This window comes from Kineosporia corallincola (assembly GCF_018499875.1).
Taxonomy (GTDB): Bacteria; Actinomycetota; Actinomycetes; order Actinomycetales; family Kineosporiaceae; genus Kineosporia; species Kineosporia corallincola.
Genome location: NZ_JAHBAY010000007.1, coordinates 74653 through 87735, shown reverse-complemented (window position 1 = coordinate 87735; position 13083 = coordinate 74653). Strand labels below are relative to the sequence as shown.

General features: G+C 70.7%; 15 protein-coding genes and 1 pseudogene. 3 read left to right on the top strand and 13 right to left on the bottom strand.

The window, feature by feature from the left end:
* Positions 1 to 313 precede the first annotated feature (313 nt).
* Positions 314 to 622 (bottom strand): tudor domain-containing protein, encoded by a 309-nt coding sequence (locus tag KIH74_RS17870; protein WP_214157112.1) that lies wholly within the window; start codon positions 620 to 622, stop codon positions 314 to 316.
* A 422-nt stretch (positions 623 to 1044) separates the two neighbouring features.
* Between KIH74_RS17870 and KIH74_RS17865 the strand changes: the two genes are divergently transcribed.
* Positions 1045 to 2001 (top strand): helix-turn-helix domain-containing protein, encoded by a 957-nt coding sequence (locus tag KIH74_RS17865; protein WP_214157111.1) that lies wholly within the window; start codon positions 1045 to 1047, stop codon positions 1999 to 2001.
* Positions 1952 to 2161 carry a DUF397 domain-containing protein gene (locus tag KIH74_RS38710; RefSeq protein WP_214157110.1) on the top strand — a complete coding sequence of 70 codons (210 nt, stop codon included), beginning with the start codon at positions 1952 to 1954 and terminating at the stop codon, positions 2159 to 2161. The genes KIH74_RS17865 and KIH74_RS38710 overlap by 50 nt, the downstream gene beginning before the upstream one ends.
* 161 nt (positions 2162 to 2322) lie before the next feature.
* On the opposite strand, the gene KIH74_RS37820 is transcribed toward KIH74_RS38710, so the two are convergent.
* The 4 genes and pseudogenes from KIH74_RS37820 to KIH74_RS39245 all read right to left on the bottom strand — a co-directional run.
* Positions 2323 to 3156 carry a helix-turn-helix transcriptional regulator gene (locus tag KIH74_RS37820; protein WP_308113864.1) on the bottom strand — a complete coding sequence of 278 codons (834 nt, stop codon included), beginning with the start codon at positions 3154 to 3156 and terminating at the stop codon, positions 2323 to 2325.
* A gap of 74 nt (positions 3157 to 3230) precedes the next feature.
* Positions 3231 to 3743, bottom strand: coding sequence for a peptide deformylase (def, locus tag KIH74_RS17850; RefSeq protein ID WP_308113863.1), 513 nt, complete (start codon positions 3741 to 3743; stop codon positions 3231 to 3233).
* 13 nt (positions 3744 to 3756) lie between these two features.
* Positions 3757 to 3966 (bottom strand): hypervirulence associated TUDOR domain-containing protein, encoded by a 210-nt coding sequence (locus KIH74_RS39250; protein WP_372492091.1) that lies wholly within the window; start codon positions 3964 to 3966, stop codon positions 3757 to 3759.
* A 39-nt stretch (positions 3967 to 4005) separates the two neighbouring features.
* Positions 4006 to 4350, bottom strand: a pseudogene (locus KIH74_RS39245) (DNA polymerase ligase N-terminal domain-containing protein); the annotation flags it as partial.
* Positions 4351 to 4395: 45 nt separating this feature from the next.
* Here KIH74_RS39245 and KIH74_RS17840 point away from each other — a divergent pair.
* Entirely contained in the window at positions 4396 to 4614 is a 219-nt protein-coding gene (locus tag KIH74_RS17840; protein WP_214157108.1) for an RNA-binding S4 domain-containing protein, read from the top strand.
* Positions 4615 to 4640: 26 nt separating this feature from the next.
* Here KIH74_RS17840 and KIH74_RS17835 read toward each other — a convergent pair whose 3' ends face one another.
* The 8 genes from KIH74_RS17835 to KIH74_RS17800 all read right to left on the bottom strand — a co-directional run bounded on the left by KIH74_RS17835 (position 4641) and on the right by KIH74_RS17800 (position 13073).
* Positions 4641 to 5378: a SprT-like domain-containing protein gene (locus KIH74_RS17835; protein WP_214157107.1), complete on the bottom strand. Its 738-nt coding sequence runs from the start codon at positions 5376 to 5378 to the stop codon at positions 4641 to 4643.
* Positions 5379 to 5561: 183 nt separating this feature from the next.
* Positions 5562 to 6587 (bottom strand): glycoside hydrolase family 26 protein, encoded by a 1026-nt coding sequence (locus KIH74_RS38705; RefSeq protein ID WP_214157106.1) that lies wholly within the window; start codon positions 6585 to 6587, stop codon positions 5562 to 5564.
* Positions 6588 to 6719: 132 nt separating this feature from the next.
* Positions 6720 to 8162 (bottom strand): glycoside hydrolase family 15 protein, encoded by a 1443-nt coding sequence (locus KIH74_RS17825; protein WP_214157105.1) that lies wholly within the window; start codon positions 8160 to 8162, stop codon positions 6720 to 6722.
* Between the two features lie 102 nt (positions 8163 to 8264).
* Positions 8265 to 8960, bottom strand: coding sequence for a DUF3618 domain-containing protein (locus tag KIH74_RS17820; RefSeq protein WP_214157104.1), 696 nt, complete (start codon positions 8958 to 8960; stop codon positions 8265 to 8267).
* Positions 8957 to 9382, bottom strand: a complete 426-nt coding sequence (locus tag KIH74_RS17815; RefSeq protein ID WP_214157103.1) for a phage holin family protein — start codon at positions 9380 to 9382, stop codon at positions 8957 to 8959. The genes KIH74_RS17820 and KIH74_RS17815 overlap by 4 nt, the downstream gene beginning before the upstream one ends.
* Positions 9379 to 10107, bottom strand: coding sequence for a hypothetical protein (locus tag KIH74_RS17810; protein WP_214157102.1), 729 nt, complete (start codon positions 10105 to 10107; stop codon positions 9379 to 9381). Before KIH74_RS17810 ends, KIH74_RS17815 begins: the two co-directional genes overlap by 4 nt.
* 102 nt (positions 10108 to 10209) lie before the next feature.
* The gene (locus tag KIH74_RS17805) at positions 10210 to 11700 is read right to left on the bottom strand and encodes a SulP family inorganic anion transporter (protein ID WP_214157101.1); all 1491 of its coding nucleotides are present in this window, start codon (positions 11698 to 11700) and stop codon (positions 10210 to 10212) included.
* 113 nt (positions 11701 to 11813) lie between these two features.
* Positions 11814 to 13073 carry an MATE family efflux transporter gene (locus KIH74_RS17800; protein WP_214157100.1) on the bottom strand — a complete coding sequence of 420 codons (1260 nt, stop codon included), beginning with the start codon at positions 13071 to 13073 and terminating at the stop codon, positions 11814 to 11816.
* Positions 13074 to 13083 lie beyond the last annotated feature (10 nt).

Sequence of the window (13083 nt, the reverse complement as noted above, 5' to 3'; positions counted from 1 at the left end):
AGCCGAACCGGCTGGCCGGGAAGCCGAACCGGCCAGCCGGGAAGCCAGACCGGCCAACCGGAGGCCAGACCAGCCAACCGGAGCTGCACTCGCGGTGCACCCACGAAGAAGAACAAGGGCTCGGCCCTCGCCACACCCCGGGGAGGGGCAACGCGCGGAGGGAGGCGCGCCGGCGAGGGCCGAGCCGTTTCAGGGGACTCGCCATCGAGATCGGCGACGGCGAGTCACAGGTGGGAGCAGCCGGACCAGGAGAACGGGGGTTCCGACAAGGACTGTGGGAGAGAGCTTCTCACCATCACAGCGGCGCCGGAGGTCAGACCAGCAGCACCACCCGGCGCCGGGCATCGTCGGTGAGCAGATAGGTGGCCGCACCGATGGCCAGCGCGAGAGCCTCCGGCCGGGCGGCCCAGACAACGTTCCCCGCCATCATCGGAACACCGCCGCAGTCCCCCAGCCACCGGGCGAACAAGCGCCGCGACATCACCGCCACCTCAGCCGATTCATGGCTCAGGTGAACGGTTTCGCCTCGCACCTCCAGCTCGGCCGGCGCCACCGCCTGCCCCCGCCCGTTGACCAGGTCGACCCGGAACCGGCCGACCCACTGCGTACCGTCGTCACGCACGGCGGCCAGAATACGGGGAATACGCCCGGAAACACCCCTTTCAGGAGTCCGGGCCGGCTGATGAGGAAACTCCCGGAACGGGGAAAACTCGGGCAGGAGCGTCATGACGCCCCGACGCCGGAGCCCGGAAACCCCAGAAACTCCGGTAACCCCAGAAACCAGACCGGCCGGGGATCCGACACCCGTCGTCACATCCGGAACAGGCTCCCCTGAATCCTCCACCACCATGCCCTTCTCGCGATGCCGTAGCGACCCACCCGCTTCTCGAGATGACGGCATCTAACTCCTTCGGCAGCGAATTGACAACTATCAGAAGCGGTTTGCTGAAAAACTCGCGGCAAATCCATAGGAGACAAGCAAACTCACCGGTAGATAGTGTTCAATTGCCTGACAACACGAATCAGATGGAAAGGTCGAGCACAATGGCTGAACCTGCCGGGGCCATCGGAATAGCGTTGCTGCGCCGCCATATCGGGCGACATTTCGAACGGCTACGCGTGCAGGCCGGTCTCACCCAGGACCAGGCGGCGGAGCGGGTGGAACTGAGCAAGTCCACCCTCATCCGGATGGAGAACGGCAACGACGGGGTGAAGTTCCGCGACGTTCAGGTGCGGCACATGCTCGACCAGTACCAGGCCTCGTCCACCGATCGCGAGGTGCTGATGGCCCTCACCGCGGAGACCCGGCTGGGCCCGCGCAAGTCCTGGTGGCACGACTACACCGAGACGTCCCTCCCGCCGTGGTTCGCGATGTACGTGTCGCTGGAGGACTCGGCGGCCACCATCCAGTACTACGAGCAGGAACTGGTGCCCGGTCTGCTCCAGACCAAGTCCTACGCGGAGCGGGTGATGCAGGTGCCGCCCGGTTTCGTCGACGACCGCGAGGCGGCCCGGCGGGTGCAGGCACGCCTGGAGAGACAGTCGCTGCTGACCCGTCCGATGGCGCCCCGGCTGGAGGTCGCGATCTGCGAGGCGGTGCTGCACCGGCTCGTCGGCATGGGCCCCGACGTGGCCCGCGAGCAGTTACGGCACCTGCTCGACGTGACCCAGCGGATGAACGTCGAACTGCGGGTCATCCCCTGGGCAAGCGGAATGCATGGTGGTGTGGCGAGCGGTTCGTTCATTCTTCTGCATTTCCCCAGAGACCCGATCACGGACGAGCCTCTGGAACCACCCATGGCGTACTCTGACTCGCTGACTGGCGCCATGTATCTGACCAAACCCGCCGAGGTGCATAGTTACCGGTTGGTCTGGTCGGACGTCATGAATAACTCGCTGGATCCAGGCGCCAGCCGCTCGGTAATCACCACCTTCCTGGAAGGATTGCACAGTGACGGAGAACATCGCTCCCGAATGGTTCAAGAGCAGCCGCAGCGGTAACGGCAACGCGTGCGTCGAGGTAGCCACGAACCTGCTGCCCCGCACGGGTCAAGTTCTCCTGCGCGACAGCAAAAACCCTGGTGTCGCCCCGTTCGCCTTCACTCGTGCCGAGTGGGAGGCCTTCGTCGGCGGCGCTCGGGACGGCGAGTTCGACATCTAGCTCTACCGCTCTTCGGCCACGAGGAGAACATGTGAATCCGGAGGCCGGCGGACCTCGCTCCCGGAGCTCGCCGGCCTCCGCCCCCGCAGAAAACCCGGCCGTAACCAGGCAATAAAACGCGGAAACAATCCGGACCGGTTCAGCGGCTATTCCATCAACCCTCAGGAAACAAACTGCTGATTTCCCAGCACGCTGAGCAACTGTAACTTCTCGTAGCCATCCGACCCGGGTTGTGCCGTGAACACCAACAGCATCTGTGCCCGGTTCTCGGTGAACAGTTTCTGGCACTCGACACCGATCTCGCCCAGCTCCGGATGCACCAGCGTCTTCGTGTCGCTCTCCCGCCCCCGCACCTCGTGGCGGTCCCAGATCACGCCGAACTCCTCACTGGCCGCCCGTAACGCCGTCACCAGGTCGAGGGCTCGCCGGTCGCCCACCGCCGACACCGCGCGCAACTGCGCCACCTGCGTCCGGCTCTGATGGTCGTGGTCGCGCTCCGGATAGTGCAGCCGCTCCGCGGGGTCGGTGAACCAGCGGTACACGGCGCTGCGGGCGAACCCGGTGTACGACGTCGCCTCGCCGAGCAGCGCGACCGCCAGCCGGTTCTGGATCAGCGTCTCGGACAGGTCGGTGACGATCATCGCCGGTGTGTCGTCCAGCCGGTCGAACACCCGCATCAGGCCCGGCGCCACGTGGTCGGAGCGCACCACCCGGGTCGGGGCGTTGTGCCCGGCGATCCGGAACAGGTGGTCGCGCTCGTCCAGGGTCAGCCGCAGGGCCCGGGCGATCGCCGCGACCATCTGCTCGGACGGCTGCGGTCCGCGCCGCTGCTCCAGCCGGGCGTAGTAGTCCGTGGACATCCCGGCCAGCCCGGCGACCTCCTCCCGCCTCAGGCCACTCGCGCGGCGGCGCATGCCGACGGGCAGACCGACGTCCACCGGTTGTAGAGCCTCACGACGGCGGCGCAGGAAGTCGGCCAGGGCATCTCGGTCCACGCCACCATCATCGGCACCCCCGCCACGCGCAACCAGGGATCAGCGATCCCCGGTTACCAGGAAGCCCGCCCGGTCTACGCGACCGTCTCGACCTCCTGCCGCGCACGCCGGCGCACGTCACCGGACAGCCGGTCCAGATAGACCTTGCCGATCAGGTGATCGGTCTCGTGCTGGAGGCAGCGGGCGACCTCGCCCTCACCGGTGATCTCGACCGGCGCGCCGGTCACGTCCTGCCCCACCACGGTGGCGCGCACCGCGCGGGCGGTCGGGAAATTGTGCCCGGACACCGACAGGCATCCCTCGGCGCCGGTCGCGGTCTCCTCGGACACGAACGTGAGACGCGGGTTGGCCACGACCGCCACCACGCCCTCGCAGTCCATCACGAAAAGCGCGTGGCTGAGCCCGATCTGGTTAGCTGCCAGGCCGACCCCGTGGGCCTCGTACATCGACGCGAACATCAGCTCGACGGTCGCGGCCAGCGACTCGTCGAACACCGTGACCGGGTCGGCCTGGGTGCGCAGCACCGGGTCGCCGAGCTGCCGGATCGGCGCCGCCTGGGGAGCACGTTTCGTCTTCCGCTTCGCCACCGGCCCAATGTACTCAAGAACGCCGGTGCAACGCCCCTGCCTGGTGCGCGGCCCGCTTGCCGCTCTTGTCACTCTCCACCACGAACATCGGCTCGTCGTCACCGGCCGTGAACTTCTGCCCGGCCAGCTGGAAGTTCTTGGTCTTCACGGCTTTCACCACCCCGTGCGTGGTGCCCTGCGGGGTGTTCCAGGAGACCTTGTCGCCCACCTTGAGCTGTGTCATACCGGCAGGCTGGCGCGGCTCCCCGTCGTGCACCAGTCGAGGTTGCTCCTTGGTGCGGTGCAGCAGCCAGTCGCTGTCGGTCCTGATCAGGGCGTAGCGGACAGCGTCGGTGCGGCCGTGCAGAACGAACACGAAGCGCCGGTCGTTGCGGTCGATCAGCTCCCACCAGCCGATGTCGGCGATGAACTTGTTCTCGTCGGTGTAGGTGAGGTGGTCGAGGGCGTGGTCGGGCACGTGAACCGCCAGCCGGTTGCGGCCGGGCGCGTCGGGCAGACCGCGCGGGACCGCCCACGACCTCAGCACACCGTCTTCCTCCAGCCGCAGGTCGAAGTGCGGGCGGGGCACCCGGTGGTCGTGCAGCACGAACGCTGGTCGGGGTTCCACCGGTCAATTTTGGGACGACGAGGAGCCCGGCTGCATCATGGCCCCGTGGCTGAAGTCGAGATTCATGACGAGTACATCCCCCTCGGGTCGTTCCTCAAGCTCGCCGGGGCGATCGACACCGGCGGCGACGCCAAGCTGATGATCGCGGGCGGCGACGTGGACGTGAACGGGGAACCGGAGACCCGGCGCGGCCGCAAGCTGCGCCCCGGCGACGTGGTGACGACCGCGAGCGGCAGCTGGACGGTGGTGACCCCGCAGGCCTGACCGGTGCCAGGCCTGCGGGCCAGGGTTCAGCCGGTTCTCTCCACCTGGGCGAACGGCACCGTGAGCAGCTGGCGCCGCACCTGCACGTGGTAGCGCGTGCGCCCGATCTTGACCACCTTGCCGGTGCTGTCGGCGTATTTGCCCGGGCAGATCAGCCGCACCCGGGTGCCGATCGGGAACAGCGCCGCGTCGCGCCCGGTGACGGCCGGCTCCGGCAGGGCGCCGCGGGCGGCGACCGCCGGTTCCGGCCGGGCCGGCCGGGCCCGCTGCATCACCCACCGCCGTTCGGCCACGTAACTGGGATGCATCGGCACCACCTCGCCGTGACGCGTCCAGTCGAGCAGCGCCGCGGGGTCGAACGCGCGCGAGCACTCCCCACAGGACTGCACCCGCACCGGCTGCCGGTGCCGGGTGATCGAGTGCCCCCGTGGGCACGTTCCGCGCCACGGCCCTGGTGGCCGTGGCGCGTCGACCGGCAGGCACCGGGTGCCCGAGCAGCCGATGGCCCGTGCCCGGGCCTGCCAGATGTCGTCGTGCCCGTGTGCCGGGCCGACCAATGCGTGCGCGATCTCGTGCAGCACCGTCTCGGTGACCTCGGCCCGGCTGTGCAGCTGTGTCAGCACCCGGCTGAGGCCGATCTCCCGTGGCTCGGCCCGGCAGATGCCGGCCCGGGTCTTGGCGTTGTCGAAGACGAGGCGCCACCCGGAAAGCCCGTGACGCCGCATGAGCCCGATAGCGAGTGCCCGCGCCTGGATGAGCTCCACCCTTGCCGCTCCCTAACAAACGATCCTCGAGGTGGAGATGAGACTAGGCGCACCCACCGACAACTTGGGCCACGCGTGCCGATTCCGGGGAAGTTTCTCCGGGCGGCGAACGTCACTGTCTGCTAGCACTTTTCAACCGCAGGCGACCGGAGCACAATGCGCTGCGAATCGACTGCGCCGCGTCTACCGCGAGGCCCGGCGGACCGCCGCCTTCACCTGCTTGCGGTACTCCGCCCTGGCCTTGGGGTTGAGGCTCAGAGCCCCGGCATGGGCCGGGTCGGTGTCGTTGAAGTACGCCTCGTAGGCCAGGTTGCCGCCGACCGACCGGAAGAAGCTGAACATCTTCGTCATGTAGTTGGCATTGTCACCCCCGCCGTTGCCCTTCCAGGCGTACCCCGGGTAAAGCCCCCACTCCGGCACGCTCAGCCGCTTGCCCTTGCGCCGGGCGAAGTCCGCCCAGAACCTGAGCCCCTGGTTGCCGTTCAGCTGCTTGTTCCAGCCGGCCTTGGTGGTGACGGCCGGGTACCCGTCGTAGGTGTCGATGCCGACGAAGTCCACGTACTTCTTACCCGGCCAGGCCCGCGTCGCGTCGCTGAGTGCGTCGCCGATGCCACGGTTGACCGTCCAGTCCCAGCGCAGCTTCGGGGCCTGTGACTCGGCGGCGGTGAAGATGTTGCGCCAGCATCCGACGAAGTCGGCCGGCCGGTAGGCCGCCCAGGCCACCCAGGTGCCGTTGAACTCCCAGGCCAGCCGCACCACGGTGCGCCCGGCCATGCCGGAGGCGGCGGCACTGCGGCCGAAGTCCTTCCAGTACTCGTCGTAGGAGCCGCGGGCGCAGGCGGCCAGCGACCAGTTGCCGGTCTCCGGGAACGGCGCGCTGCTGATCACCAGGGTCTGCGGCGCGGACTTCCACTGGCGCCAGAGCCAGGTCGGGTTGCTCACCGCGTCCCAGTCGGTGCGACCGGCGTAGACCACGGCGACGTCGGACCTCACGCCCCGCTCCTTACCGAAGCTCACCTGCGCGGCGGGCACGTAGTCGGGCATGAAGGCGCCGCTCGCCCAGGGCATCCCGGACTGCTTCGAGGGCACCTCCGGCGTCACCGCCGTGGCGGGCCCGGCGCCGGTCAGGGCCGAGGCGAGGAGGGCGGCGACCACCCCCAGGCCGATCGACGGGACAAGACCGAAAGAGAGCCAGCGTCTGCTGTTCACGACATCCCCGGGGCACAGAAAGAGACTGATGACCGGACGTGACGGTAGCGCTCCCCCGCGTGATCAATGGCCTCGACGGGCCTGCGGTACCCAGGAGTGGCTGAAGGTACGAGTGGCGGGTTCGGATGGACCTCAGAGCTCGGCCGCGGTCATCACGACGAGGGCGTCCGACCAGGCCAGCGGTGCCGGGCCGGCCGGGGCGCCGGTGCTGAGCACCTTCTCCGGAACGGCCCCGTAGACGGTGCGGTGCGCGCTGATCCAGTCCAGGTAGCCGGTGGCCGTGGCGGTGTCGCCGATCGAGGCCGCGCTCAGGGCGAACAGCGAGGTCTGCGGCGTCCAGCTGATCCCGTCGTTGCGCCAGCCCACGCCCGGGGCCAGGCCGCCGGCCTGCCGGGTCATCCCGCGGGCGGCCCGGCGCCAGGCACTCACCACGTCGGGCACCGCCTGGTCGGTGAAGGGCGGCAGCAGGAACGCCAGCGAGGCGTCGGACGCGTCGCCGCCCAGCTCGCGGGGATAACCGTGGGCGCCGAACTCGGTGGTGATGCTCTGCTCCAGCCGGTCCGCGCGACGGGCGGCGGCCCGCGCGGTGGTGCGGCCGCCGAGCAGGTTCTGGAGCGAGGTGGCCGAGCGCAGGCCCAGCGCGATCGGCGCCGCCGTGCCCAGGCTGAGCCGGTACATCGGCACCTCCCAGTAGTCCTGGGAGTGCGGGGGCAGGGCGTCGTCGGTGTCGGTCAGCCGGAGCGCCGCGTCGGTGGACGCCTCGATCATCGGCCGGAGCGTGTCCAGCACCTCCTGGCCGTCCTGCTCGGGCAGGGATCGCACCAGCCGCAGCGTGGCCCACAGCACCCAGCCGATGCCGTCGCTCTGCTTGCCCCGGGCGTCCGGCACGCCGGTCTCCTCCGGCCGGTAGCGGGCCTCGAACACGCCGTCGGAGGGCTGCTGGCGCTGGAGGAACTCGAGCACGCGCAACGCGTCGTCCGGGTGTCCCGACTCGACCAGCGCGACCGCCACGAACGCGGCGTCACGGGGCCAGACGTACCGCCAGGCGGCGGGCCAGCCGGCCAGCGAGGCGCCGTTGTCGAGCAGCAGGGTGTGGATGTCGAGCAGAGCGGTCTCGACCATCTCCTCGTAGGGGCCGCCCTCGGCCGGATTGGTGCCGGACTCGATCCAGTCACGTTGCTGCTGCGCCAGTTCGGCCGACCTGGACGCGCTCTCGGCCGTGACGGTGGTGCGGGTGAGCACGGCCACCGAGTCCGGCGTCAGCACGCGGGTGCCCGGGTAGAACTCGACGACCGCGGGGTCGGTGTCGGAGGGAATCGCGATCCGCTCACCGTCCGGCCCGATCCCGACCACTCCGGTGAGCAACGCCGAGACGGCGTTCTGCGAGCGCTCCCGGTGCTGTTCGAGGCGGGTGACGCCGGTGGCCACCACCAGCATCACGGCCACGATCGCGGTGATCCGCAGGGCTCTGGAACCGATGGACGACGAGACACCCGCCGGCGCCGGCGCGGGCTGCACCACCGGGGCGGCGCCGGTGCCGGAGAGGGGTTCGGGGGCGAGGTCGACCGGGCTCACGCCCCCACTCTCGCACCCTCACCCGTCAAAGGTGTTACGCCCCCGTCCCTCCTCCGGCCGGAACCCCGGGCGGAGGAGGGACGGGGAGCTCACCGGCGCAGGTCACGAACGGCTCTGCTGCACCTGCTCCTTGGCCTGCACACCCTGGTCCTTCACGTCCTGCCCGGCCGAGGCGGCCTCGTCACGCACGGTCTGCGCGGCGTCCTGGGCGGTGGAGCGCACCGACCCGGCCGCCTCCTGGGCGCCCTCGCGCAGGTGCTCGCCGACCTCGCGGGCCACGCCGGCGGCCGGCTCGGTGAGGGTGGAGGCGTGCTCCCTGAGCGCGGCCGCGGCCTGCTCCTCCCGCCGGGTGGCGGGCAACAGCGAGCCGAGCAGCATGCCCGCGCCGAACGCGATCAGCCCGGCCGCCAGCGGGTTGCCCTCGGTTCGGGCCTTCACCGCGCCGGGCGCCGCGGCCACGGCCTCGCGTGAGGTCGAGGCGGCGTCCTGCACGCCGGATTTCGCGTCGCCGAGCGTGGACGCCACCCCGTCGCGGGCGTCTCCCAGGGTCGACGTCGTGCTGTGTCCCACGCCCGAGGCGCTGCCCATGACCTTCTCCTTCGCCGTGTCCGCGGTACCCATCACCCGGTCGCGGAACGTGCCCGCGGCCCCTTTCGCCCGGTCCACCTGACGCCTGGCCACGTTGGCCGGACGCACCGTCTCAGCCAGCGTGTCCACGTCGGAACTCAGCGTCCGGCGGGTGTTCTCGATCCGTGCCCGGATCTCCTCGGGACTCTCCTGCCCGGTCGGCTGGCTCATCGCACGGTCCCTTCGTTGCCCTTGACCGCGTCGGGAATGCGCTTGACGCTGTCGGTCGTCTGCGGCAGGCCGGTCACGGCCTTCATCTGGTTGCGGCCGGTCACGCCGAGCCCGGCCGCGATCGCGGCCAGTACCACGGCCACGATCAGCGCGGCCCAGCCGCGATTCATCAACTCGCCGAGGCCCCACCAGGCGGCGATCGCCAGGAAGGCGAGGGCCAGGTTTCCGAGCAGGCCCGCGGCGCCGAGCAGGCCCGCGCCCTTTCCGGATTCCTTGGCCGACTGCCGCAGTTCGGCCTTGGCGAGTTCCACCTCCTGACGCACCAGGAGGGACAGGTCGCGGGTGACGTCACCGAGCAGCTGACCGACGGAGGCGGAATCCCCTGCCGGACGCGCTGTTCCGGTGCCCGGGTCGTAGGTCACAGCCCCTCCCGGCGTTCCGGGTAGGTGACGACTTCCTCTTCGTAGCGCTCGTACGGCGCCGCCTCGTACGCCGGTGTCGCCGCCGGGACACCGGTGTACGAGGTGGGAGCCGCCGGGGTGGGCTGCGGGTAACCGGACACCGGTGCGCCCGTGGAACCCGCGACCGGTGCAGCGCCCGTTCCGGAAGCAGCAGAACCGGTTTCGTCGTGGGCGGCGCTCACGGCACCGCGGGTCAGGCGACCGGCCACCAGGCCGGCCCCGGCCGCGATCGCCAGGAAGGTGCCGGGACGGCGCCGGGCGTAGTCGGTGAGCTCACGCAGCACACCGCCCGGGTCGCGCTGGTCGAGCCAGCCCGCCACGTCGTTCGCCCGGCCGGAGACCTCGCGCACCAGATCGGTGGCGATGCCCGGCTCGGAGCGCTCGGCCATCGATCCGAGTTCCGAACCCAGGGAACGGATCCGGCCGGCCAGGCGCTCCTGCTGCCCGGCCGCCTGACCGCGCAGTTCGTCACGGCTCTGCTGGTACAGGTTGCGGGCCTGGGCGGCGGCCTCCGAGGCCACCTGGGACGCCTGTTCGCCCGCGACACCGGCGACGTGACGCCCGGCGTCCACGGCGCCCTGGCCCACACCGGCCGCCTGTTCCTTGGCGACATCCGTTGTTGAGGTGCTGTTTTCGTCGATCGTGGCAGTGGTACCGCGCGTGGGCACGCCGAATTCGTCGGCCATGTCAGCCTCGCAAGGGGGTGAGTCCGGGAAGAGCCGAGCGGCTTGTCTGCACTCGAGGACGAGCCTCGCACCACTCACGCCCGGCGCAACCCGGAAAACCGCCTAACCGCCGAGTCTGCCCGCCAGCCGTTCGTGCATCGCCTCGCTGGTCGGGTTCATCCCGACGATGGTGACCTGCTTGCCGCGGGCGGCGTACTTGGTCTGGATGGCGTCCATCGTCGCCACCGACGAGGCGTCCCAGATGTGCGCGGTGGCCAGGTCGACCACCACCCGCTCCGGGTCGTTCACGTAGTCGAACTGGTGCACCAGGTCGTTGCTGGAGGCGAAGAACAGCTGGCCGTGCACCTGGTAGGTCTTGACCGAGCCGTCGGGTGCCACCGTCGAGGTGACGCTGACCAGGTGCGCCACCCGCCGGGCGAACAGCACCATGGCCGCGAGCACCCCGACGATCACGCCGTAGGCCAGGTTGTCGGTGGCCACCGTGACGGCGACGGTCACCACCATCACCGAGGTCTCGCTGCGCGGCATGCGTTTCAGCGTGGCCGGGGCCACGCTGTGCCAGTCGAAGGTGGTGGCCGCGACCACCACCATCACCGCGACCAGCGCCACCATCGGCATTCTCGCGACCAGCGGGCCGAGGACCAGCACCAGGACCAGCAGCCAGGCCCCGGCCATGAAGGTGCTCAGCCGGTGCCGGCCGCCGCTCTTCACGTTGATCATGGTCTGGCCGATCATCGCGCAACCGCCCATGCCGCCGAAGAATCCGGCGGCCAGGTTGGCCACGCCCAGCCCCCACGACTCCCGGGTCTTGTCCGAGCCGGTGTCGGTCAGGTCGTCCACCAGCTTGGCCGTCAGCAGCGTCTCCAGCAGGCCGACCAGGGCCAGGCCGATCGCGTACGGCAGGATCGTGGTGAGCGTGTGCATCGTCCACGGGATGTCGGGCAGGCCGGGCAGCGGCAGGCCGTCGGGCAGCGCGCCCTCGTCGCCCACGGTCGGCACGTTCAGCCCGGCCCCGATCGCCAGGGCCGTGACCACCACGATCGAGACCAGCTGCGACGGCACGGCGGTGAGCACCCGGGGCAGGAACACGATGATCACGACCGACAGCGCGAGCAGCGGGTACACCGCGAACGGCACGTCGACCAGGTGCCGTAGCTGGGCGCTGAAGATCAGCACCGCCAGCGCGTTCACGAAGCCGATCATCACGCTGCGCGGGATGAACCGCATCAGCCTGGCCACGCCGAGCACCGCCAGCAGGAACTGGATCGCACCGCCGAGGATCACCGCGGCGATCACGTACTGGAGCCCGTAGGCCTTCGACAGCGGCGCGATCACCAGCGCGACCGATCCGGCCGCCGCGGTGACCATGCCGGGCCGGCCGCCGGTGAAGGCGATCACCACCGCCATCACGAACGACGTGAACAGCCCGACCCGCGGGTCCAGCCCGGCCACGATCGAGAACGAGATCACCTCGGGGATCAGCGCCAGGGCGGTGACCAGCCCGGCCAGCATCTCGACCCGGAACACCGTGAACCGGCCGGCGGGGCGGGTGCCCGGTCCGGAGGTCGACGGATCGGTGACAACGGCACTCATGCCCCTACCTTTCGTTCGCTCGACCGGACTCTAACGTCACGGGAGGGTTCCTCGGCTTCGAATGTGATTCGGGCGCAGGTGTGCTGAAACACACCGGTGCCCGGATCAGGGGATCAGGCCCGGCGCAGTACATCACGGACGAAGAGCAGCCAGAGCCACAAGGACCCGGCGGCGTGCGCGGCGGCCAGCCCCACGGCGGCACCCCGCACCCCGTGCAGGTCCGCGCCGAGCGCGCCGAGCCCGAGCAGCAGCGCGGTCTGCCCCAGGGCCACCCGCCGCAGCAGGTCACCCCGGCCGAGGGCGCGCAGGCCCAGGGTCGGCCCGGCGGCCAGCGCCACCGTCACCACCCCGATCACCGCCGGTTCCAGCACCTCCTGCGCCCCCTGCCAGCTCTCGCCGGTCAGATGAATGCCGAGCCGGTCGGGCAGCGCGTACAGGGCGGCACCCCACAGGGCCGTGACCGCGGCCAGGGCCAGGCCGGTGACCAGGGCCGGGCGCAGCGGCGACTGCCCGCGCAGCACCCGGGCGGCGAAGCCCGGCCGCACCAGCGAGCAGGTGGCGGTGATCATCACGTAGGCCGGCACCAGGAACATCTGCGCGGCCCAGAGCGAGCCGATCGCCTCCAGCCCGTCGATCGCGCCGATCAGCGCGTAGGCCAGGTAGATCGCCCCGAGCCCGAGCAGGTAGTCGACGCTCAGCCGCACGGTCAGGTGCCGGTTCAGGGCGAACCACAACGGAACCTGGCGCAGCGACGGCCTGACCCCGGCCGTCAGGCAGCCGGTCACGGCCGTCAGCAGCGCGGCCAGGCCCCAGCCGACGGTGATCCGCACGGTGGAGTCGTGATCCGTGGCGACCAGCAACGCCACCACGGTGATCTGGGCGATGCCGGCGGCCAGCCCGAGGACGACGGCGGGCAGTGGCCGGCCCGCCGCGATGAAGACGAACCGCAGGCAGTCCTGCACCACCAGGGCGGGCAGGGCCAGGCCGATCGCGAACACCGTCATCCGCGCCGGGTGGCCGGGCAGCACCGGGGCGATCAGACAGCAGACCGCGCCGGCGGCCAGGCCGAGCGCCACCGCCGCCCCGGACGCCTCCCGCGCGGCCCGGTGCCGCACCCGCGGCACCACGTCGCTGAACTGGATCAGGAAGACGTCGCCGACCATGGCCCGGGTCACGCCCAGGGTGAACGCGGCGGCCAGCAGAGCCAGGCCGAACAGCCCGAAGCCCCCGGTCCCGGCGCCGTGCGCCACCATGAACGAGAGCCCGGCCACGGTCAGGCTGGACAGCACCTGGTCGGCGATCCGCCAGCGCGCCCGGGCGCGCACGACGTCGTCCGGGCCGGTCACCGCCCCGGCCGCCAGCACCTGCGCCACACGCCCACCC

What these genes read in the sequence shown, in the direction of transcription:
- KIH74_RS17865 (WP_214157111.1), top strand. Translation starts at nt 1,045, where the DNA reads ATGGCTGAACCTGCCGGGGCCATCGGAATAGCGTTGCTGCGCCGCCAT.
- KIH74_RS17810 (WP_214157102.1), bottom strand. Translation starts at nt 10,107, where the DNA reads ATGGCCGACGAATTCGGCGTGCCCACGCGCGGTACCACTGCCACGATC.
- KIH74_RS17820 (WP_214157104.1), bottom strand. Translation starts at nt 8,960, where the DNA reads ATGAGCCAGCCGACCGGGCAGGAGAGTCCCGAGGAGATCCGGGCACGG.
- KIH74_RS39250 (WP_372492091.1), bottom strand. Translation starts at nt 3,966, where the DNA reads ATGACACAGCTCAAGGTGGGCGACAAGGTCTCCTGGAACACCCCGCAG.
- KIH74_RS17805 (WP_214157101.1), bottom strand. Translation starts at nt 11,700, where the DNA reads ATGAGTGCCGTTGTCACCGATCCGTCGACCTCCGGACCGGGCACCCGC.